The sequence below is a fragment of the Micromonospora sp. URMC 107 genome (assembly GCF_051386315.1).
Taxonomy (GTDB): domain Bacteria; phylum Actinomycetota; class Actinomycetes; order Mycobacteriales; family Micromonosporaceae; genus Micromonospora.
In genome coordinates, this window is record NZ_JBPQTK010000060.1 from 1 (window position 1) to 20,411 (window position 20,411).

Consider the following 20,411-nt stretch of genomic DNA (forward strand, 5'->3'; position numbering starts at 1 on the left):
GGCCGGGGCGCAGCCGGCCACGCCGGGGCGGGCGGGGGCACGGTGCCGGAGTCCGGCTCGGCGGCCCGACCGGGCGCCGACCCGCCGGCCGCCGTGAAGAGCGGCACCGCGCGAGGGCCGCCGCCGTGCGACCCCGGCGCACCGGAACCCGCTCCGGCCGTGGTGCCCGGCTCGGCCCCGGTCGTGGTGCCGGGCTGGGCGCCGGTCGTCGTGTCGGGCTGGGCGCCGGTCGTCGTGTCGGGCTCGGCTGCGGTCCCGGTCGGGCTGGTGGTGGCGGGCTCGGCGGTCGGAGCGCCCGGTGCCGGTGCGGAGACGGCGGAGGCGTCCGGGGACGACGGCGGCACCGCCGCGACCGGCGCGTTCGCCCCGGTCGCGCCTGCGGCGGCGGGCGTCCAGTCCGCATCCTGTGGTGTCACGGCGGCCGGTGTCGGGTCCACGTTCTCCGGTGCCACGGCGGCAGGCTGGCGCGGCGACCGGGGCTTGCGGGTGCGGCGTGGCTTGGGCGCGCCAGGGGGGACCTGCTGTCCCACGGCCGCTCCCGTCGGCTCTCCGGCGGGCGTCGCCCCGTCGGCCGGCTGTCCGGCGGGCGTGGCATCGGCCGGCGGTATGGCGGGCGTCAGCCCCTCGACCGGCTGTACCGAGCGCGGCTCTCCGGCGGCCGGCTCTCCGGCGGGGGTCGCCGCCTCGGCCGGCTGTACCGAGGGCGTCGCGCCTCCGGTCGGCCGTCCTGCGGGAGCCGTCTCCCCGGCGGGCTGCGCGCCGGGCGTCGCCTGCCCGGCCGGTGCCGCTTCTGCGGCGGGGGCGGCCGGGACGGTCAGGGCCACCGGGGCGTGGTGGTCGGCGCCGCCGGGCGTGGGGGCGGTGGCCGGTCCGGCCAGACGGTCGGCGGCGGGCGGGTTGTCGGCCGGCGACACGGCCGTCCACTGCGGATCGGCCGGGGCGTCGGCGGCGGGAGCCGGGACGGTTCCTGCCTGAGCGGGCCAGTCCCAGTGCGGGGGGACGGCCCGGGGCGCCGGGGCGTCGCCGGCGGCGGTGACCGCGCCGGAGCCCGTACCGCCAGTCGGTTCGGCGACGGCCAGGGTGGCGCCGGCCAGGTCGACCGTCTCCGGCTCGTCGCCGCCTGTGGGCGCCGGGGTCCGCGGCAGGGCCGGGCCGGTGGGCAGTGGGCGGAGGATGTCGGTCGGCTCGATGGCTCCGGTGGGCGCGGTGCGCGTGACGAGCGGCCAGCGCAGCAGCGCGGCGGCGGCCGATCCGAGCGCGCCGGCGGCCACCGCGAGCAGCGCCGCGTAGTACGGGGTGAGCTGGTAGCGGTCGGCGGTGTCGCCCGGGCCGGCCGTCAGGTAGGCGAAGGCGACCAGCACCGGGCCCGCCACCCCCGTCGCGCCGCTGACCAGCGGCGGGTGGCCGCGCCACCGGGCCAGCCCGCCGGTCGCCGCGCCGGCCAGCAGCGCCACCAGCGGCAGGACCACCAGGGCCAGCCGCTGCGCCGCGTCGGCGTCGAGCGACGCCGGCTCCAGCACCCCCAGTCGTACGGTGTCCAGCGGCCCGGTGGAGAACAGCGACGGCGTCACCGAGATCAGGGCCAGCAGCCAGATCGTGCCCGCGACGGCGGCCATGTTCCATCCCACCGGCGGCTGGAGCAGTACGGCGAGGGCGGCGCCCGCACCGACCAGCGCACCGAGGACCGCGCAGATGCCGACGGCCCAGACCGGGTCCACCGAGACGAGTTCGGCCGCCCGGGCCGGCTGCATGCAGAGCGGCGCGACGACGGTGGCGCCCAGCGCGGCGGCGCCGGCGACGGCGAGGATGCGCCCGGTGCCGACCAGCCCTCCGTTCCGGCGGGCCAGGCGCTCGGTGAGCACCGCGCCCACCACGGCGGCGTTCGCCGCGAACCAGCCCGCCCAGACGAGCTGGGCCGGCCACTGGTTGACGGTGGCGCCGGTGAAGGTGCCGGTGAGCCGGACGATGCCGAAGCCGAAGGCGATGCCGAGCTGACCGGCCCCGACCAGCAGGCTCACTCCGAGCGCGGTGAGCAGCAGTCTGCCCCAGGTCCGAAAGGCCATGTCCGGCACGTTACGCACCTGTTGACCAGGCCGCCACCGGCGCGCCGCGAGCGGGGGCGACCCGCCGGCCAGCGGTTACTTCAGCTCGACCAGCCGGGCCAGGTACGTCGTGTCGCCGACGTTGGTCAGCATGTGCACGGCACCCGGATCCCGGTAGACCACCCCGCCGGTCGGCTCGTCGGCGTCGATGAGGGTGCCGTCGATCGTCTGCACGACGTTCTTCGCCCCCTGGATCGCCACCACCAGGTACGGGTGGTCGTGCCGGTGCAGCGGCTGCCGCTCACCCGGCTCCAGGCGGATGTGCCAGACCCGGACCCGGTCGTTCTCGTACACGATCTCCTGGCCCACCGGGCCGAGTTCGAGGTGCGCGTCGCTCATCGGGTTCCGTCCAGTCGGGGGAGCACCTCGGCGGCGATGAGCTCCAGGTGGTCGAGGTCGGCGAAGTCGATCAGCCGCAGGTGCACCCGGGTGGCGCCGATCGCGGCGAACTCGCCGATCCGGTCGACGAGCTGCGCGGGCGAGCCGACCACCGGGTCCTCGGGCGGCAGTGCGCTCTTGACGTGCAGCGGGGCGGCACGGCGGTGCGCCTCGGCGTCGGTGCGGCCGATCGCCACCACGAGCCCGGCGGAGAGGGTGAGCGGGGCGCGTCCCGACTCGGCCCGGCCGGTCCGGTCGCAGGCCTCCCGCACCCGCTCGTACGCGGCGGCGGTCTCCGCGACGGTCTTGAACGGCATGTTGAACTCGTCGGCGTACCGGGCGGCGAGTTCGGGGGTGCGCTTCGGGCCGCGGCCGCCGACGATGATCGGCGGGCCGGGCACCTGCACCGGCTTCGGCAGCGCGGGGGCGTCCCGCAGCCGGTAGTGCTCGCCGGTGAAGCTGTACGTCCCGCCCGGCGGCGTCCCCCACAGTCCGGTCAGGATCTCCAGCTGCTCGGCCAGCCGGTCGAAGCGTTCGCCGACGCGGGGGAACGGGATGCCGTAGGAGGTGTGCTCCCGCTCGTACCAGCCGGCGCCGATGCCGAGCTCGACCCGGCCGCCGCTCATCTGGTCCACCTGGGCCACCATCACGGCCAGCGGACCGGGTAGCCGGAAGGTGGCGGAGGTGACCAGGGTGCCGAGCCGGATCCGGCTGGTCTCCCGGGCCAGCGCGGCCAGCGTCAGCCAGGCGTCGGTCGGGCCGGGCAGCGCCGGCTCGTCCCCCATGGCCTGGTAGTGGTCGGCGCGGAGGAAGCCCTCGAAGCCGCCGTCCTCGGCCAGCCGGGCGAAGCGGAGCTGGTCGTCGTAGCTGGCGCCCCGGTGCGGCTCCGTGAAGACGGTGACCCGCATGCTCATCGTCCCTCCGCGCCGGCTGTCGCCGGCAGGTCCCGTTCCATGAGGAGTTCGTGCAGGTCGGCGCTGACGCGGGCGACGTCCGCCAGGTGTGCGTTGCGGCCGAGGGTGCGCGGTCGCGGGATGTTCACGTCGACCACCTTGCGGATCCGGCCGGGCCGGGGGCTGAGCACGACCACCCGGTCGGCCAGCAGCACCGCCTCGTCGATCGAGTGGGTGACGAAGACGACGGTGGCCCCGGACGTCATGTGCACGCGTTGCAGCTCGCCGGAGAGCTCCTCGCGGGTGAGCGCGTCGAGCGCGGAGAACGGCTCGTCCATCAGCATCACCCGGGGCTCGCCGATCAGCGACCGGCACAGCGAGACCCGCTGCTGCATGCCGCCGGAGAGTTCGTGCGGCAGCCGCTTCTCGAAGCCGCCCAGTCCGGCGAGGTCCAGCAGTTCCCGGGCCCGGTCGCGGTGCGTGGCCCGCTTCCAGCCGAACATCTCCACCGGGAGCAGGACGTTGTCCAGCACCGTGCGCCAGGGGAGCAGGGCCGGCCGCTGGAAGAGCATCGCGATGTCCGGGCGCGGCTTGGTGATCGGCGTGCCGGCCACGGTGATCCTGCCCTCGCTCACCGGGAGCAGGCCGGCGATCAAACGCAGCATGGTGGACTTGCCGCACCCGGAGCGGCCGAGCACGGCGACGAACTCACCCGCCGCCACGTCGAGGTCGATGCCGCGCAGCGCCTCGACGCGGCCGCTGCGGCCGTCGAAGGTGCGGGACACCCCGGAAAGCTGGATCATCTCCGGCGGCCTCCCTGAGTCGGCGATCAGCAATCGCGGCCCAGGGTAACCGGCCCGTGTGGACGGCAGGTCGTCCGGGGTGGAGGCCAGGATTTTTCCGTAACGAAACCCATACGGCCTGGCATTGCGAAGGGCGCTTTCTCGTACGCTGTGCCCGCGAAGAGTCCCCTCACGACGGTGTGCCGGCATACCCCTCCGCCGGCGCGCCGAAACAACCCCCTCCGGCGGCGGCGCGCCGCTCCGGTCGGAAAGGACATGGTGCACTGATGAGAAGGCTGACCCGTACGGTCGCTGCCGCTGCGCTGGCCACCGCCCTCGCCCTGGTCTCCGGGTGCAGCGGCGACTCGGACTCCGGCGCCGACGCCAAGGGCGGCAGCGGCGGGGCGTTGGAGAAGGTGACCTACCTCACCTCGTTCGGCAACTTCGGCCGTGACTCCTACGCCTGGGTCGCGAAGGAGAAGGGCTTCTTCAAGGAGGCCGGGTTCGACGTCGACATCAAGCCCGGTCAGGGCACCGGCGCGGTGATCCAGCAGATCGTCGGCGGCCAGGCCCAGTTCGGCCCGATCGACCTTACCGGCGGTCTGCTCCAGGTCGGCAACGGCCAGGCCAAGGACTTCGTCGCGGTCGCGGCGATCCAGCAGCGCACCATGGCCGCCATCGCCACCGTCGAGGGCAAGGGCATCGCGTCGCCCAAGGACCTGGAGGGCAAGAAGCTCGCCGACACACCCACCTCCGTCGTGCGCAACCTCTTCCCGACGTACGCCCGGATGGCCGGCGTGGACGCGAGCAAGGTGACCTGGGTCAACGGCGACGCCCAGAACCTGATGGGCATGCTCGGCTCCGGCACGGTGGACGGCATCGGCCAGTTCGTCGTCGGCCAGCCCACCATCGAGACGGTGACCAAGCAGAAGGCCGTCATGCTGCCGTACAGCAACGTGATGCAGGACCTCTACGGCAACGTGCTGATCACCTCCGCCAAGCTCGCCAAGGAGAAGCCGGAGATGGTCAAGCGGTTCACCGCCGCCCTGATGAAGGGGCTGGACTACGCGCTGACCAACCCGCAGGAGGCGGGCGAGCTGCTGAAGAAGAACGTCGACGCCGCGAACCCCGCCGCGGCCGCCGCCGAGCTCCAGCTCATGGCCGGCTACGTGCGCTCCAACAACTCCGGCACCCAGCTCGGCACCCTGGACAGCGGGCGGGTCGCCAAGAGCATCGCGATCCTGCAGGGCGCCGGCGCGCTCAAGCAGAACATCACCCCCGACCAGATCATCGACTTCAACCTCGCGCCGAAGGCCTGATCGACGTCGACCGCGGCACGGGGGTGCGGTCCACCGGGGCGACCCGGGGGCCGCACCCTCGTCGCGTGCCGGCCCGGCCGGCAGGAGAGGAGAACCCGTGACGGAGACGACCGGTACCCGGTCCGGCCATACCGGGACGGAGCCCGCGGGCGCCGGCGCGCCCCGGCCCACGCCCGCGCGCCGGTCCGGCGTACGCCCGGCGGCCGTCGGGCTGCCGCTGCTCGGCGCCGTGATCACGCTGGCCGCATGGTGGCTGGTCACGTCGGGACTGGAGCTGGTGCACCCGGTGTCGCTGCCCCCGCCGCAGGCGGTGTGGCAGGCACTGGTCGCGGGGAGCGACGTGCTGATGCCGGCGCTCGGCGTGACCACCACGATGACCCTGGTCGGATTCCTGCTGTCGACGGTCGCCGGGGTGCTGATCGGGATGGCCCTGGCCGCGTCCCGGCGCGTCGAGCGGATGTTCGCGCCGCTGCTGGTGGCGGTCAACGCCGTGCCGAAGATCGCCCTCGGCCCGCTGCTGGTGGTCTCGGTCGGCTGGGGTGCGAAGCCGATCCTGACCATGGTGTTCCTGCTCTGCTTCTTTCCGATCGTGCTCTCCACGGCGACCGGTCTCACCACCACCCCGGCCGACCTGGCCGAACTGGCCCGGTCGCTGAACGCCTCGTGGTGGCAGGCGTTCCGCAAGGTGCGCTTCCCGGCCGCGCTGCCGCAGATCTTCGTCGGGCTCAAGGTGGCGATGCCGCTGGCCGCGATCGGGGCGGTGATCGGGGAGTTCTACTCCGACAAGGCGGGGCTGGGCTACCAGATCCTGCAGTACAACGGCATCGGGGACACCGCGACCGCCTGGGCGGCGATCGTGCTGATCGCGCTGATGAGCATCCTGCTCTACAGCGCACTGTCCCTGGTCGAGCGCCTCGCCCTGCCGTGGGTCCGCGCCACCACGTCGGCCCGCTGATCCCCGCACCAGCCGATGGTGTGGCCCGCCGGGTGCGGCGGGCCACACCGCCGGTCAGCCCGCGAGGCGCCAGCGCCCGTTGCGCGCGACCAGGGTCGTGAGGGCCTGGGGCATCAGGCCGGAGTGGTTGTCCGGCGTCATCCGGATCGGCCCGGAAAGACCGTCCAACTGGGTCGTCTCCAGCACGTCCCGGATGCTGTCGCGGTCGACCTGGCCGGGCTCGCCGCCCGAGCGCAGTTCGGCGTCGGTGATGAGTTGCACCGCGTCGGCGGCGAACGAGGAGGAGCCGTTGTAGCCGCCGAAGCGGGCGGTGTAGTCCTGGAACCACTGCCGGCGGGCCGCCTTCGCCGGGGTGGTGGCGATGACGTCGTCGATCACCATGGTCTGGGTGAAGACCAGCGTGGCACGTTCGGCCGCCCGGGAGCCGAGGAAGAGGTCACCGGCCGCCGCCGCGTCGAAGAAGAGTTCGCCCTCGAACTTGGCCTGCTGCGCGGCGGTGGCGGCGAGCGTCGCCTGCTCGGCCGGGGTCCAGACGACCAGCGCGTCCACCTTCTTCGCGAGCACGTTCTTGACCTGCTGGCCGACCTCGGTGTCGGTGGTACGCACCGCCTCCTCGCGCAGCAGCTTGATGCCGGCCTTCGCGAACTCGGCGCGCAGCGCGGTCGATCCCTCGCGGCCGTAGGCGTCCTCGCTGTGCAGCACGCCCGCCTTGCGCACGCCCTTGCGGCGCATCTCCGCGGCGAGGGTGGCGGCGCTGTCGGCCGCGTTCGGGGAGAGCTTGAACACGTACCGTCGTTCGGCCACCGGACTGGACACGGCGCTGGACGCGGCGAGCGCAATGGTGGGAATTCGCTTCTCGTTGATGGTGCGTACGGCGCCGACGGCGCATTCGTTGCAGCCACCCATGATGATCCCGCTGACTTGGGAATCGCTGCTGAAGTCACCGATGTTGCGCAGCGACTCGCTCGCGTCCGACCGGTTGTCCTTCACCCGCAGCTCGACCTTCCGGCCGTTGAGCGCGCCGGAGGAGTTCAGCTGCTCGACCTTCAGTTCCAGCGCCCGCTGGTACGCCTTGCCGGCGGGCGCCGCCGCGCCGGAGAGCTCCAGGTCGGCGGCGATGACGATGGGACTGGTGTCCTGCTCGTCCGCCCCGAACTGGCAGCCGGTGAGCGTGGTGGCCAACACGGCCGATGCGAGCGCCGCGGCGCTCGCGGAGCGGATGGGGCTCAACTCAGTCCTCCAGATGCGGCCCGGGCGGTGCCCGGTCACCGCCGGGTTGTCCGTCCTCAGTAGAGGAACGGGATCGGTCTGCCGTACGGTGTGCGCGAAGCCTGCAAAACCTTGCCAACGCCGGGCCCCTGCGGTCAAGCGGAGCGTCCGAAGCGTTTCGGGACGCGTATCCCACATGGTGGGGCAACGGGAAGTTTGCAAACGCTTACTAATACGACACGGATGACCACTCTGGAGTTACATGCCCTGTTCACGGGCATGGAGAATTGAAGGTATTAGTTGACCGGATCACGGGATGCGAGCCCTCCGACCGTTTCCTACCCCGTCGCGACTTCCCAAACAGGATCGCTTCTGATGAAATCGCGGCCGTGCCGCGTGTGGCGCAGTCCGCTGCACCGGGCGCGAGTCGGCGGGGCAGGCGTGGAAGAAACGACGGAGGCGATGTCGTGAGCACCGGACCGACGACCCTGCCCGCGAGTGGCGACACCGATCAGCCGAAGCGGCGTCGGCTGCCCCGGCTCCGCGACGTGCGGATCCGCTCCAAGCTCGCCCTGATCCTGGTCGTGCCGCTCGCCGCGGTGCTCGCGTTGGCCACGGTCCGACTCGTCGCCGTCGGTGAGAACACCTTCGACGCCAACCAGGCCCGCGCGCTGACCGCGCTCTCCATCGACGTCTCCGCGCTGACGCAGGACCTGCACGCCGAGCGGATGGCCGCCGCCGCCTTCCTGGCGACGCCGCAGCAGAAGGCCGACGCCTACAACCTGCGGGTGCGCAGCACCGACGCGCGGGTCGAGGCGTACCGGGCGGAGCGCGGACGCGTCGGCCAGGTGCCGACCGCCGTGCAGGAGCGGCTCGCGACCATCGACGAGCACCTGGAGACGCTCGCCAGCACCCGGCAGGAGGTGCTGGACCGCCAGCAGATGGCCGTCGCCGAGGCGACGCTCCGCTACGGGGTCATCATCACCGACCTGGTCGCGTACGGCGACGGGCTGGCCCAGCTGCCCGGCGACGAGCAGCTCGCGGACGCCCGGCGCGCGGTCGCCGCGTTCGCCCGCGCCAAGGCGGCCGTCGCCGAGGAGCAGTCGGTGGTCTTCACCGCCCTCGTCGCCGGCAAGCTCGACGAGGAGCAGTTCTCCTCCTTCGTGGCGACACTGACCCGCCAGCAGGAGGCGCTGGTCGCCTTCTCCCTGGCCGCCGACCCCACCCAGCGCGCCCTGGTCGACAGCACGGTCTCCGGCGACGCGGTCACCCTCGCCGACCGGGTGGCCGCCGACATCACCCGCTCGGTCGGGCAGAGCTCGCTGGTCTCCGCCCAGGACGCCACCGCCGCCATCGGCGCGGTCAACGACCTGATGCGGTGGGCGGAGATCCGGCTCCAGGACCGGCTGCTCAGCCAGGCCGACCAGGCCCGGTCGGACGTCATCCGGCAGGCCTTCATCGAGACCGGGCTGGTGCTGCTGACCCTCATCGTCGCGGTGACCCTCGCCGTGGTGCTGGCCCGCTCGCTCAACCACTCGCTGCGCCGGCTGCGTGAGGGCGCCCTCTCGGTGGCGAACCACGACCTGCCGGACGCGGTGAAGCGGCTGCAGAACGTCGGCAACGTCGGCGACGGCGGTGTCGAGGAGATCGTCCGGCAGGTACGCGACCCGATCCAGCTCAACAACCGCGACGAGGTGGGCCAGGTGGCGCTCGCCTTCAACGTCGTGCACCGCGAGGCGGTCCGCGTGGCGGCCGAGCAGGCCGCGCTGCGTACCAGCGTCTCGGCGATGTTCCTCAACCTGGCCCGGCGCAGTCAGACCCTGGTCGACCGCATGATCGGCGAGCTCGACGCGATCGAGCGCGGCGAGGAGGACCCGAAGCGGCTCGCGCAGCTCTTCGAGCTGGACCACCTGGCCACGCGGATGCGCCGCAACGACGAGAACCTGCTCGTCCTGGCCGGCGCCGACTCGGCCGTGCCGCGCCGCGACGACGCCCTCCTGGTGGACGTGCTGCGGGCCGCCCAGTCCGAGGTGGAGCTCTACAACCGGATCGAGTTCGGCACCGTCGACACCGACATCTCGGTGGCCGCGCACGCGGTCAACGACGTGGTCCGGCTGGTCGCCGAGCTGCTCGACAACGCCACCCGCTTCTCGCCGCCGACCACCACCGTGGTCGCCGACGGCCGGCGGATCCGGGACTACGTCCTGATCCAGGTCGAGGACCGGGGTCTCGGCCTGACCGACGACCAGCTCGACTCGCTCAACCGCCGACTGGCCGCCCCGCCGAGCGTCGACGTCGCGGCGTTCCGGCTGATGGGTCTGGCCGTCGTCAGCCGCCTGGCCTCCCGCTACGGCATCCGGGTGGAGCTGCGCCGCAACGTCGAGGGCGGCACGGTCGCCCAGGTGACGCTGCCCGCCGCGACGGTGGTGCTGCCGGCCGTGCACAGTCGGGACCCGCAGATCACCCGGCCCCGGCAGCCGCTCGCGGTCGAGCAGAACCCGCTCACCCCGGCCGGCCTTGCCGAGCCGGCCGTCGGCGCGGGGCGTACCGCCTCCGCCACCCTCACCGACCAGTGGCGCTCCGCCGCGCCGGCGCCGTGGCAGGCCCCGGAGCAGGCGCGCGACACCGCGCCTCCGGTGCAGGCCGGCGGCCTGACGTCGGCGCAGCCGGCCGCCCCGGCGGCGCCCCCGGCCCGGCCGGCCTTCGCCGGCGGAGGCGCCTCGGTCGGTACGCCGACCGTCGCGTACCCCACGGTCGACGCGCTGCCCAAGCGCGTTCCCGGCAACGCGGAGGCCCAGGCGCCGGGCGGGCCGGTCCTGCCGGTCGGCCCGATCGCCGGCTCCCCGGCCACCACCGGGCTGTCGGCGGGGCTGGCCGGATCGGCCGCCGGCTTCGGCAGCGACCCGGGCACCGGTCGCGGCCTCGGGGCCGGCCTGGCCGCGACGGCCCCGCCCGCCCCCGCCGCGCCGATCACCCCGCGCGCCGAGCTGCCGGCCGAGGCACCGATCTTCCGGGAGATGGAGGCGGTGTGGTTCCGGTCGCACGGTAACGACGCCACGGCCATCTTCACCCGTCCGGACTTCAGCCAGTCGCCCGCGGCGCAGCAGGCCGCCGCAGCGCAGGCCGCCGCAGCGCCGAGCGCCGGAGCCCCGGCCGCCGGGACGCCGGTCGCCCAGTCGGCACCGGCGCAGCCCCGCGTGCCACGGCTGCCCACGCGTACGCCGGGCAGCACCGACACCGCCCCGCCGTCCGCGCAGCCGGCACCGCCGTCGTACACCCCGCCGGCCGCGGCGCGGCCCAGCACGCCGGACACGCCCCCCGCGGCGCCTCCCGCGGCGCCGGTCGCGGACGCGCCCCCGGCGGCGCCCGCGACCGACGCGGACGCCTGGCGCACGGCGGCAGACGAGGGCTGGACCCGGGCCAGCCGGGCGGCGGCCCCCGCCACCGCCGGCACCACCCGCTCGGGGCTGCCCAAGCGGCAGCCGCAGGCACAGCTCGTGCCCGGCGGGATCGAGCCCCGGGGCGGCCGCGACCGCAGCCGGCGTACCCCGGACGAAGTTCGGGGCCTGTTGTCGGCCTACCACCGCGGCGTGCAGCGCGGCCGGGCGGCCGGCACGGACGAGAACAGCACCTCGACCAAGGAGACGAGTCGATGAACAGGCCAGCGGCCATGCAGGACATGAGTTGGTTGCTCACCAACTTCGCCGACAGCGTGGCGGGGATCGCCCACGTGGTGGCGGTGTCCGCCGACGGGCTGCTGCTCGCCTCCTCGCGGGACCTGCCCGCGGACCGGGCGGACCAGCTCGCGGCGATCACCTCGGGCGTGGTCAGCCTGACCGAGGGCGCCGCCCGGATGTTCAGCGCCGGCGGCGTGCTCCAGACGGTCATCGAGATGGACAGCGGCTACCTGTTCCTGATGTCGATCAGCGACGGCTCGTCGATGGCCGTGCTGGCGGCCCGCAGCTGCGACGTCGGCCAGGTGGGTTACGAGATGGCGCTGCTGGTCGAGCGCGTGGGTGCGGCGCTGGTGCCGCTGCCCCGGGACGCGGTGCGGTCCTAGCGGGGCGCGACGTGCGGGCCGCGCGTCGCCAGGAACGAGAGGATCCGGCGCCCGACCAGGGGCCCGGCCGGGAGAGGAGGTGATCGTCGATGGACCAACGGCGCGTGGACCCACGTGGTGCGCTGGTACGGCCGTACGCGGTCACCCGCGGCCGGACCGAGGCCCGAATGGACATCGCCCTGGAGGCGGTCCTGACGGCCAGCCCGACCCAGGCCGCGGAGGCACGCTTCGCGGGGCACGACAAGCACCGCATCGCCACCGTCTGTGAGGGCCGGGCACAGTCGCTGGCCGAGATCTCCGCGTACACCCGGATGCCGCTGGGCGTCACCCGGGTGCTGGTCGCCGACATGGTGGCCGAGAGCCTGCTGACGCTACACACTGCCGCTCCCGCCGAGGGGTTCGAGGAGCGGATGGAAATCCTTGGAAGGGTGCTAAGTGGACTTCGCAGGCTATGACCCCGCCGGGGCCCGCCGAAACCGGGGAATCATCTCCGCGAAGATCGTGGTCGCGGGCGGCTTCGGCGTGGGCAAGACGACCCTGGTCGGCGCGATCTCGGAGATCACCCCGCTGAGAACCGAGGCGGTGATGACCGCAGCCGGTGTCGGCATCGACGACCCGTCCAAGGTGCCGGAGAAGCAGACCACCACGGTCGCCATGGACTTCGGCCGTATCACCATGGCCGAGGACCTGATCCTGTACCTCTTCGGCACGCCGGGCCAGACCCGGTTCTGGTTCATGTGGGACGAGATCATCAAGGGCGCGGTGGGGGCGGCCGTGCTGGTGGACACCCGCCGGATCACCGACGCCTTCGCGCCGCTGGACTACTTCGAGAACCGCCGACTGCCGTACGTCGTGGCGTTGAACCGCTTCGACGGCGCGCCGCAGTACGAGCTGGAGGAGGTCCGCGAGGCGCTGGCCATCTCGCCGGACGTCCCGCTGGTGCTGACCGACGCCCGGCATCGCGACGCGGTGAAGCAGGTGCTGGTGACCGTCGTGGAGCACGCCATGCTCCGCCTCGAGGCCGAGCAGGGCCGGGGCTACCCGGCGCCGGTCGGCTGAGCGCAACGGCGCCGCCTCCGGGTCGGGTCAGTCGACCCGGAGGCGGTAGCCGCGCTTGACGACCGTCTGCACCACGCGGGGCGCGCGCAACCCGGCGCGCAGCCGGGCCACCGCCATCTCCACGGCGTGCTCGTCGGCGCCGCGCGGCAGCGTGCGCAGCAGGGCGGTCCGGGACAGCACCCGGCCGGGCGAGCCGCACAGCGCCCGCAGCACCGCCATCGGCGCCGGCGCGAGCGGGCGCAGCTCGCCGTCGACCACGGCCGCGTGCCCGCGCAGCGTGAGCAGGTGACCGGCCACCTTCAGGGTGACGGTGCGGCGCGGCAGTTCGTCGACGATGGTCCGGACCAGGGCGCCCAGGCGGGCCCGGGCCGGCGCGCTGACCGGGACCCCGCGCCGCAGCAGCGGCTCCGCGGTGACCGCGCCCACGCAACTGGCGAGCACGTCGCCCCGGAACGCGTCCAGCACCGCGTCGCAGCGGTCCCCGGCGGCGCGCAGCAGCGCCTCTGCCGCCGGGGCCGAGGTGAAGGTGACCGCGTCGACCAGCCGGCCGGCGACCAGGTCGATCAGCCGGTGCAGCGGGGCCGGGTCGGTCGGTGGCGCCCAGCGGTAGACGGGCACCTCGATCACGGTGGCCCCGGCCGCCTCCAGCGCCAGCGTGCACTCCGGCTGCCGCTCGCCGTGCAGCTGCATGGCGATCACCTGCCCGGCCACTCCGCGCCGGCACAGATGCTCAATCACCTCCTCGCAGCTCTCCGAGTCCGGTGACCACTGGTCGTGCAGGCCGGCGGCCCGGATGGCCCCGCGCGCCTTGGGCCCCCGGGCCACCACGTACGCGTCGGCGAGCACGCCGCGCAGCGGCTCGGCCAGCCCCCAGCCCTCGGCCGCCTCCAGCCAGCCCCGCATCCCGATGCCGGTGTTGGCCATGAGGACGTCCGGCGGCCGTTCCAGGCAGGCCCGGGTGGCCTCCCGCAGGTCGGTGTCGTCGGCCAGCGGCACGATCCGCAGGGCCGGGGCGATCACCACCCGGGCGCCCCGCCGCTGGAGCAGCGCGGCGAGTTCGTCCCGCCGGCGGTCGGCGGTGACCCCGATGGTGAAGCCGGCCAGTTCGTCGCGCATTCACCCCTCCTGTCGCAGCCGCACCTCGACCAGGCCGTCCCGGCAGCGCACGTCGTGCCGGGGCACGGCGACGCCGGGCAGGTCCAGGCAGACCCCGGTGCGCAGGTCGTACACCTGCTTGTGCAGCGGCGAGGCCACCGTCGGCACCCCGCCCCGGCTGCCGACGATCCCGCGCGACAACACGTACGCCCCGGCGACCGGGTCGCGGTTGTCGATGGCGAACAGCCCGTCGGCGGTGCGGAACAGGGCCACCTGCACGCCGCCGACGAGCGCGGCGACGCCCCGCTCGGGCTCCAGCCGGTCGAACGGGCAGACCGGCGTCCAGGCGCCCGTCGTGGTGGGCATCGTCGTGGTGGTCATCGCCGCACCTCCGGCATGCCCAGCGCGACGGGCTGCCGGCCCTCGTCGGCCGGCGCCCGGCCCACCGGGACCGGCTGGCCCCGTTCGCGCGCGAACGTGATGGACGGGTCGGGCACCTCGGGGGCGTTCACGAAGGAGGCGAACCGGCGCAGCCGTACCGGGTCCTCCAGCACGTCGCGCCACTCGTCCGAGTACGAGGCGACGTGCCGGGCCATGGCGGCGTCGAGTTCGGCGCACAGGCCGAGCGAGTCGTCCACGATCACCGCGCGGAGGTGGTCCAGCCCGCCCTCCATCGCCTCGATCCAGGCGGCGGTGCGTTGCAGGCGGTCGGCGGTGCGGACGTAGTACATCAGGAACCTGTCGACCAGCCGGACCAGCGCCTCGGTGGACAGGTCGGTGGCGAAGAGGTCGGCGTGCCGGGGCCGGAAGCCGCCGTTGCCGCCGACGTAGAGGTTCCAGCCGGTCTCGGTGGCGATGATGCCGAAGTCCTTGCTGCGCGCCTCGGCGCACTCGCGCGCGCAGCCCGACACCGCCGACTTGATCTTGTGTGGGCCGCGCAGCCCCCGGTAGCGCAGCTCCAGGGCGATGGCCAGCCCGACCGAGTCCTGCACCCCGTACCGGCACCAGGTCTCGCCGACGCAGGACTTCACCGTGCGCAGCGCCTTGCCGTACGCGTGGCCGGACTCGAAGCCGGCGTCGACCAGCCGGCGCCAGATCTGCGGCAGCTGCTCGACCCGGGCCCCGAACAGGTCGATCCGCTGCCCACCGGTGATCTTCGTGTAGAGCTGGAAGTCCCGGGCCACCTCGCCGATCACGATGAGCTTCTCCGGGGTGATCTCGCCGCCGGGGATCCGGGGCACCACCGAGTAGCTGCCGTCGCGTTGCAGGTTGGCCAGGAAGTGGTCGTTGGTGTCCTGCAACGACGCCTGCTCCCCGTCCAGCACGTGGCCGGTGCCGAGGGAGGCGAGGATCGAGGCGACCACCGGCTTGCAGATGTCACAGCCGCGCCCCCGGCCGTGCTCGGCGACGAGCTGCGAGAAGGTGCGGACGCCGCGCACCCGGACGATGTCGAACAGCTCCTGCCGGCTGGCGTCGAAGTGCTCGCAGAGCGCCGTCGACTGCCGCACCCCGGCCGCGTCGAGGAGCTGCTTGAGCATCGGCACGCAGGAGCCGCAGCTGGTGCCCGCCCGGGTGCACGCCTTCAGCGCCGGCACGTCCGCGCAGCCGCCGGCGATCGCGGCGTCCACGTCGGCGCGGGTCACCGCGTTGCACGAGCAGACCTGCGCGGCGGCGGGCAGCGCGCCGGCGCCCGCGCCCGCCGCGCCGGCGGGCGCGAGCAGTGCCAGCGGGGGAGCGGGCAGCGGGCCGCCCACGCTGGCCCGCAGCGTCGGGTACGCGCCGGCGTCGCCGACCAGCACCCCGCCGAGCAGGGTCTGCGCGTCGTCGGAGAGGACCAGCTTGGCGTAGACCCGGGTGGCCGGGTCGGTGAACGTCACGTCGAGGCAGCCCGGCGTGGTGCCGTGCGCGTCGCCGAACGAGGCCACGTCCACGCCGAGCAGCTTGAGCTTGGTGGCGGTGTCCGCGCCGGGGAAGGTGGCCGCCCCACCGACCAGCCGGTCGGCGACGACCTCGGCCATCGCGTACCCGGGGGCGACCAGGCCGTGGCAGGTGCCGTCGACGGCCGCGCACTCGCCGACCGCCCAGATCCGCTCGTCGGCGGTCCGGCAGGCGTCGTCGACCAGTACGCCGCCGCGCGGGCCCAGGGCGAGACCGGCCGCCCGGGCCAGCTCGTCGCGGGGCCGGATGCCGGCCGCGACCACCACCAGTTCGGCGTCGACCACGCTCCCGTCGGCCAGCTCCAGCCCGGCGACCGTGCCGTCCGGGCCGGGCCGGACGGCGGTGGTGGCGACGCCCAGGTGGGTGGCGACGCCCAGCTCGTCGACGTACCGGCGGAGCATCGCGCCGCCGGCCGTGTCCACCTGCACCGGCATCAGCCGGGGCGCGAACTCCACCACGCTGGTGTCCAGCCCGAGCAGCCGCAGCGCGTTCGCCGCCTCCAGCCCGAGCAGGCCGCCGCCGACCACCGCCCCGGTGCGCCGTCCCCGCGCGTGCTCCCGGATCGCCTCCAGGTCGTCCAGCGTCCGGTAGACGAAGACCCCGGGCAGGGACGCGCCGTCCACCGGCGGCACGAAGGCGTACGAGCCGGTGGCCAGCACCAGGGCGTCGTACGGGTGCTCGCCGGTCGCGGTGCGCACCAGCCGCCGCTCCCGGTCGATTCCGGTGGCCGGCTCGCCCAGGCGCAGCTCCACCCCGTCGTCGGGGGTGTGCAGGTTCAGCTCCTCGGCGCCGACGCCGTCGAAGAACGCCGAGAGCCGCACCCGGTCGTACGCCGGGCGGGTCTCCTCGGCGAGCACGGTGACCCGCCACCGCCCCTCGGGGTCGCGGGCGCGCAGCGCGTCGACGAAGCGCTGCCCGACCATGCCGTTGCCGACGACGACCAGCCTGCCGACTCGCTCGCTCATGGCGCCACCTCCACTGAATCCACTTCGGACAGCCAGTCGACGATGCCGGCGACCGCGTCGCGGCAGCCGCCGCACCCCGTGCCGGCCCGGGTCGCGGCGATCACGGCGTCGACCGTCCGGGCCCCGGAACGCCAGCAGCTCACCAGCGCTCCCTTGCTGACGTCGTTGCACTGGCAGACGGTCGCCGCGTCCGGCATCAGCGCCGGCGTCGCGGCCTGCGCGCCCGCCGTCGCGCCGAACGCCCGGCCGAGCAGCAGGGAGCGCCGGTCGGCCGGCACCGGCTGGCCCCGGTCGAAGAGCTGGATGACCGTGCCGACCGCCGGGTTGTCGCCGAGCAGGATCGCGGCGGTCAGCCGCTCGTCGTGGATGCGCAGCCGCGCGTACGTGCCCCGGGCCGGGTCGGCGAAGGTCAGCTCCTCGCCGGTGCCGCTGCCGCCGTCGCCCGGGTCGCCCATGGCGGCGAGGTCGATGCCGGCCGCCTTGAGCCGGGTCACCGCCGGCCGGGGCCGGTAGCGGGCCCCGGCGTCCTCGCCGGTGAGCAGCTGCGCCACCACCCGGGCCTGCGCCCAGGCCGGGGCGACCAGGCCGGTGAGCGCGCCGTCGTGCTGGGCGCAGTCGCCGATCGCCGAGATCCGCGGGTCGCCGGTGCGCAGCCGGTCGTCGACCAGCACGCCCCGCTCCACGGCCAGCCCGGCCGCGCGGGCGAGGGCGGTGTCGGGGCGTACCCCGCAGGAGAGGACCAGCAGGTCGGCGGTGAGCGAGCGGCCGTCGGCCAGGTCGAGGCGTACCCCGTCGGCGTCCGCGACCACCCCGGTGGCCGCGACGGCCAGGTGGGTGGTCACCCCGAGGCCGGCGAGCGTGCCGGCCAGCACGGCCGCGCCGGCCGGGTCGAGCTGCCGTTCCATCAGGTACGGCACCGGGTGCACCACCCCGACGTCGAGGCCCCGGGCGGCGAGCCCGCGGGCCGCCTCCAGGCCGAGCAGCCCGCCGCCGAGCACCAGGGCGCTGCGCGCGCCGTCGGCCACGGCGAGGATCCGCCGGCAGTCGTCCAGGGTGCGGAAGGGCGCCACCCGCGCCGGCAGCTCGGGCCCGTCCAGCCCGGGCAGCGGAGGCACCACGGCCCGGCTGCCGGTGGCGAGCACCAGGTGGTCGTACGCGACGCGGTCGCCGTCGTCGGTGTGGACCGTCCCGGCGGCGCGGTCGATGGCGGTGACCGTCACCCCGGTACGCAGGTCGACGCCCTGCCCGGCGGCCTCGGCCAGCTCCACGTCCGGCTCGCCGATCCTGCCCGCCAGCAGGGTGGAGAGCATGATCCGGTTGTACGCCCGGTGCGGCTCCGCGCCGAGCACGGTGACCTTCCGGTCCCCGCCCCGGGCGTGCAGCTCGCCGGCCAGCCGGGAGCCGGCCATCCCGTTGCCGACGACCACGATCCGCTCGCTCATCGTCGCTCCACCCTCTCCAGCCGGACGGCGCAGATCTTGAACTCCGGCATCCCGGAGACCGGGTCGACGGCGTCGTTGGTGACCGAGTTGGCCCGCGCGGCGCCGCCCCAGTGGAACGGCGCGAAGACGGTGTCCGGCCGGATGGCGGTGCTGAGCCGGGCCGGCGCGCGCAGCTCTCCACGGCGGGAGACCACCCGCACCGGCTCGCCGTCGCCGATGCCGAGCCGCCCGGCCAGGTCGGGGTGCAGCTCGACGAACGCGTCGGGGGCGGCCCGGCGCAGCGCGGCGACCCGGCGGGTCTGGGTGCCCGACTGGTACTGCGCGAGCACCCGGCCGGTGGTGAAGTGCAGCGGGTACTCGGCGCACACCTCCTCGGCCGCCGGCCGGTGCTCCACGGCGTGGAACCGGGCCCGCCCGTCGGGGGTGGCGAAGCGGTCGGCGAAGAGCCGGGGGGTGTCCGGGCCGTCCTCGGCCGGGCACGGCCAGAACACGCCGTCGCGCTCGTCGATCCGCGCCCAGCTCACCCCGGCGTAGTCCGCGGTCCCGCCGGCCGAGGCGCGCCGCAGCTCGGCGAAGACGACCCGGGGGTCGGTGGGGAACCGGCCCGCCGGGGCGGCGGCCCCGGACCGGTCGGCGGCGGCCAGCCGGTCCGCCAGGCCGGCGAGGACCTCCAGGTCGGTACGGACCCCGGGCGGCGGTGGGCGCAGCGCGCGGCGGCGCAGCACCCGGCCCTCCAGGTTGGTCATCGTGCCGTCCTCCTCGGCCCACTGGGCGGTGGGCAGCACCACGTCCGCCAGCGCGGCCGTCTCGGAGAGCAGGAAGTCGGCGACCACGAGCAGGTCGACCTCGCGCAGCCGGCGCTCGATCCGGGCGGCGCGGGGCGCGGAGACCACCGGATTCGAGCCGAAGACCAGCAGCGCCTTCGGCCCGGCGGGCGTGCCCAGCGAATCCAGCAGCTGGTACGCCGGCACGCCCGGCCCGGGCAGCTCCTCGGCCGGCACCCCCCAGACCCCGGCGACGTGCTCCCGGGCGGCCGGGTCGTCGATCCTGCGGTAGCCGGGGAGCTGGTCGGCCTTCTGCCCGTGCTCGCGTCCGCCCTGCCCGTTGCCCTGCCCGGTGAGGCAGCCGTAGCCGGAGCCGGGGCGACCGGGCAGCCCGAGGGCGAGCGCCAGGTTGACGAAGGCGGTGACCGTGTCGACGCCCTTGGCGTGCTGCTCGGCGCCGCGCGCGGTCAGGATGATCACGCGCTCGGCGGTGCCGAGGGCCCGGGCGGTCGCCTCCAGGTCGGCCACCGGCACCCCGGAGAGCGCCTCGGCGCGGGCCGGCCACCAGCCGGCGACGGTGCGGCGGACCGCCTCGAACCCGGTGGTGCGGTCGGCCACGTAGTCCCGGTCGACCCAGCCCTCGGTGAGCGCGACGTGCAGCAGCGCGTTCGCCACCGCCAGGTCGGTGCCGGGCAGGGGTTGCAGGTGCAGGTCGGCCTGGCGGGCGGTGGCGGTGACCCGGGGGTCGACCACGATCAGCCGGCCGCCGCGCTCGCGCTGCTCGGTCAGCCAGCGCACCAGCGGGGGCATGGTCTCCGCCGGGTTCGCGCCGACCAGCAGCAGCGTGTCGGCCCGGCCCAGGTCGGCCAGCGGGAACGGCAGGCCCCGGTCGATGCCGAAGGCGCGCGTACCGGCCGCCGCCGCCGAGGACATGCAGAACCGTCCGTTGTAGTCGATGTGCCTCGTGCGCAGCGCCACCCGGGCGAACTTCCCCAGCGCGTACGCCTTCTCGTTGGTGAGCCCACCACCGCCGAAGACGGCCACCGCGTCCCGCCCGTGTCCCGCCTGGACGGTGCGCAGGGCGGTGACGATCCGGTCGAGGGCGGCGTCCCAGCTCGCCGGGCGCAGCTCGCCGCCGACCGGGTCCCGCAGCAGCGGGGTGGTCAGCCGCTCGGGGTGGTCGAGCAGTTCGGCGGCCGTCCAGCCCTTCTGGCAGAGGCCGCCGCGGTTGGTGGGGAACTGCCGGGGGAGCACCGTCACCCGGGCGGAATCCTCGCGCAGCGTCATCCCGCACTGGAGGGCGCAGTACGGGCAGTGCGTCGCCACCTCCCGGGGCGCCGGCCCCGGTCCGGTCGCCGCGTGTGCACCGTCTGTCATGTCGGCAAAGCGTGCCGGGGAGCGGTTTCCGGTCCGGGTCCCGTTTGTTTCGGTCCTGTCAAGAGCCGCTCAC

General features: G+C 74.8%; 16 protein-coding genes. 6 read left to right on the forward strand and 10 right to left on the reverse strand.

Annotated features, from left to right (window positions below; translation table 11 throughout):
• The 4 genes from ACSNN9_RS15750 to ACSNN9_RS15765 form a co-directional block, all read right to left on the reverse strand.
• Nucleotides 1–2,063, reverse strand: a 2,063-nt coding sequence (locus tag ACSNN9_RS15750) for a hypothetical protein (RefSeq protein ID WP_436673926.1), incomplete at its 3' end; no start/stop codon positions are given.
• A 75-nt stretch (nt 2,064–2,138) separates the two neighbouring features.
• On the reverse strand, nt 2,139–2,441 hold the full coding sequence (locus tag ACSNN9_RS15755) for a cupin (protein WP_358094063.1): 303 nt from the start codon (nt 2,439–2,441) through the stop codon (nt 2,139–2,141).
• Nucleotides 2,438–3,388 (reverse strand): LLM class F420-dependent oxidoreductase, encoded by a 951-nt coding sequence (locus tag ACSNN9_RS15760; RefSeq protein WP_436673959.1) that lies wholly within the window; start codon nt 3,386–3,388, stop codon nt 2,438–2,440. The genes ACSNN9_RS15755 and ACSNN9_RS15760 overlap by 4 nt, the downstream gene beginning before the upstream one ends.
• 2 nt (nt 3,389–3,390) lie before the next feature.
• Entirely contained in the window at nt 3,391–4,176 is a 786-nt protein-coding gene (locus ACSNN9_RS15765) for an ABC transporter ATP-binding protein (RefSeq protein ID WP_436673929.1), read from the reverse strand.
• Nucleotides 4,177–4,442: 266 nt separating this feature from the next.
• Between ACSNN9_RS15765 and ACSNN9_RS15770 the strand changes: the two genes are divergently transcribed.
• Together ACSNN9_RS15770 and ACSNN9_RS15775 are read left to right on the forward strand one after the other, a co-directional pair.
• The gene (locus tag ACSNN9_RS15770; RefSeq protein ID WP_436673930.1) at nt 4,443–5,474 is read left to right on the forward strand and encodes an ABC transporter substrate-binding protein; all 1,032 of its coding nucleotides are present in this window, start codon (nt 4,443–4,445) and stop codon (nt 5,472–5,474) included.
• 97 nt (nt 5,475–5,571) lie between these two features.
• On the forward strand, nt 5,572–6,429 hold the full coding sequence (locus ACSNN9_RS15775; protein WP_436673932.1) for an ABC transporter permease: 858 nt from the start codon (nt 5,572–5,574) through the stop codon (nt 6,427–6,429).
• A 54-nt stretch (nt 6,430–6,483) separates the two neighbouring features.
• On the opposite strand, the gene ACSNN9_RS15780 is transcribed toward ACSNN9_RS15775, so the two are convergent.
• Nucleotides 6,484–7,659: an ABC transporter substrate-binding protein gene (locus tag ACSNN9_RS15780; protein ID WP_436673934.1), complete on the reverse strand. Its 1,176-nt coding sequence runs from the start codon at nt 7,657–7,659 to the stop codon at nt 6,484–6,486.
• Between the two features lie 446 nt (nt 7,660–8,105).
• Here ACSNN9_RS15780 and ACSNN9_RS15785 point away from each other — a divergent pair, with 446 nt between their 5' ends.
• The 4 genes from ACSNN9_RS15785 (at nt 8,106) to ACSNN9_RS15800 (ending at nt 12,757) form a co-directional block, all read left to right on the forward strand.
• Nucleotides 8,106–11,294, forward strand: coding sequence for a sensor histidine kinase (locus ACSNN9_RS15785; protein WP_436673935.1), 3,189 nt, complete (start codon nt 8,106–8,108; stop codon nt 11,292–11,294).
• Nucleotides 11,291–11,698 (forward strand): roadblock/LC7 domain-containing protein, encoded by a 408-nt coding sequence (locus tag ACSNN9_RS15790; RefSeq protein WP_067359650.1) that lies wholly within the window; start codon nt 11,291–11,293, stop codon nt 11,696–11,698. Before ACSNN9_RS15785 ends, ACSNN9_RS15790 begins: the two co-directional genes overlap by 4 nt.
• An 89-nt stretch (nt 11,699–11,787) precedes the next feature.
• Nucleotides 11,788–12,153, forward strand: coding sequence for a DUF742 domain-containing protein (locus tag ACSNN9_RS15795; RefSeq protein WP_091627805.1), 366 nt, complete (start codon nt 11,788–11,790; stop codon nt 12,151–12,153).
• Nucleotides 12,134–12,757 (forward strand): GTP-binding protein, encoded by a 624-nt coding sequence (locus ACSNN9_RS15800; RefSeq protein WP_357883642.1) that lies wholly within the window; start codon nt 12,134–12,136, stop codon nt 12,755–12,757. The genes ACSNN9_RS15795 and ACSNN9_RS15800 overlap by 20 nt, the downstream gene beginning before the upstream one ends.
• Nucleotides 12,758–12,784: 27 nt before the next feature.
• On the opposite strand, the gene ACSNN9_RS15805 is transcribed toward ACSNN9_RS15800, so the two are convergent.
• The 5 genes from ACSNN9_RS15805 to ACSNN9_RS15825 are packed head-to-tail and all read right to left on the reverse strand — an operon-like array spanning nt 12,785 to nt 20,338.
• Entirely contained in the window at nt 12,785–13,873 is a 1,089-nt protein-coding gene (locus tag ACSNN9_RS15805; protein ID WP_436673937.1) for a uroporphyrinogen-III synthase, read from the reverse strand.
• Nucleotides 13,874–14,218, reverse strand: coding sequence for a nitrite reductase small subunit NirD (nirD, locus tag ACSNN9_RS15810; RefSeq protein ID WP_436673961.1), 345 nt, complete (start codon nt 14,216–14,218; stop codon nt 13,874–13,876).
• A gap of 11 nt (nt 14,219–14,229) precedes the next feature.
• Nucleotides 14,230–16,755, reverse strand: a complete 2,526-nt coding sequence (gene nirB / locus ACSNN9_RS15815) for a nitrite reductase large subunit NirB (protein WP_436673939.1) — start codon at nt 16,753–16,755, stop codon at nt 14,230–14,232.
• Nucleotides 16,752–18,197, reverse strand: a complete 1,446-nt coding sequence (locus ACSNN9_RS15820; RefSeq protein ID WP_436673940.1) for an FAD-dependent oxidoreductase — start codon at nt 18,195–18,197, stop codon at nt 16,752–16,754. The genes nirB and ACSNN9_RS15820 overlap by 4 nt, the downstream gene beginning before the upstream one ends.
• Nucleotides 18,194–20,338, reverse strand: a complete 2,145-nt coding sequence (locus ACSNN9_RS15825) for a molybdopterin oxidoreductase family protein (RefSeq protein ID WP_436673941.1) — start codon at nt 20,336–20,338, stop codon at nt 18,194–18,196. Before ACSNN9_RS15825 ends, ACSNN9_RS15820 begins: the two co-directional genes overlap by 4 nt.
• Between the last annotated feature and the right edge of the window lie 73 nt (nt 20,339–20,411).

What these genes read in the sequence shown, in the direction of transcription:
- ACSNN9_RS15755 (WP_358094063.1), bottom strand. Translation starts at nt 2,441, where the DNA reads ATGAGCGACGCGCACCTCGAACTCGGCCCGGTGGGCCAGGAGATCGTG.
- ACSNN9_RS15760 (WP_436673959.1), bottom strand. Translation starts at nt 3,388, where the DNA reads ATGCGGGTCACCGTCTTCACGGAGCCGCACCGGGGCGCCAGCTACGAC.
- ACSNN9_RS15765 (WP_436673929.1), bottom strand. Translation starts at nt 4,176, where the DNA reads ATGATCCAGCTTTCCGGGGTGTCCCGCACCTTCGACGGCCGCAGCGGC.
- ACSNN9_RS15770 (WP_436673930.1), top strand. Translation starts at nt 4,443, where the DNA reads ATGAGAAGGCTGACCCGTACGGTCGCTGCCGCTGCGCTGGCCACCGCC.
- ACSNN9_RS15790 (WP_067359650.1), top strand. Translation starts at nt 11,291, where the DNA reads ATGAACAGGCCAGCGGCCATGCAGGACATGAGTTGGTTGCTCACCAAC.
- ACSNN9_RS15795 (WP_091627805.1), top strand. Translation starts at nt 11,788, where the DNA reads ATGGACCAACGGCGCGTGGACCCACGTGGTGCGCTGGTACGGCCGTAC.
- ACSNN9_RS15805 (WP_436673937.1), bottom strand. Translation starts at nt 13,873, where the DNA reads ATGCGCGACGAACTGGCCGGCTTCACCATCGGGGTCACCGCCGACCGC.
- nirD (WP_436673961.1), bottom strand. Translation starts at nt 14,218, where the DNA reads ATGCCCACCACGACGGGCGCCTGGACGCCGGTCTGCCCGTTCGACCGG.
- nirB (WP_436673939.1), bottom strand. Translation starts at nt 16,755, where the DNA reads ATGAGCGAGCGAGTCGGCAGGCTGGTCGTCGTCGGCAACGGCATGGTC.
- ACSNN9_RS15820 (WP_436673940.1), bottom strand. Translation starts at nt 18,197, where the DNA reads ATGAGCGAGCGGATCGTGGTCGTCGGCAACGGGATGGCCGGCTCCCGG.
- ACSNN9_RS15825 (WP_436673941.1), bottom strand. Translation starts at nt 20,338, where the DNA reads ATGACAGACGGTGCACACGCGGCGACCGGACCGGGGCCGGCGCCCCGG.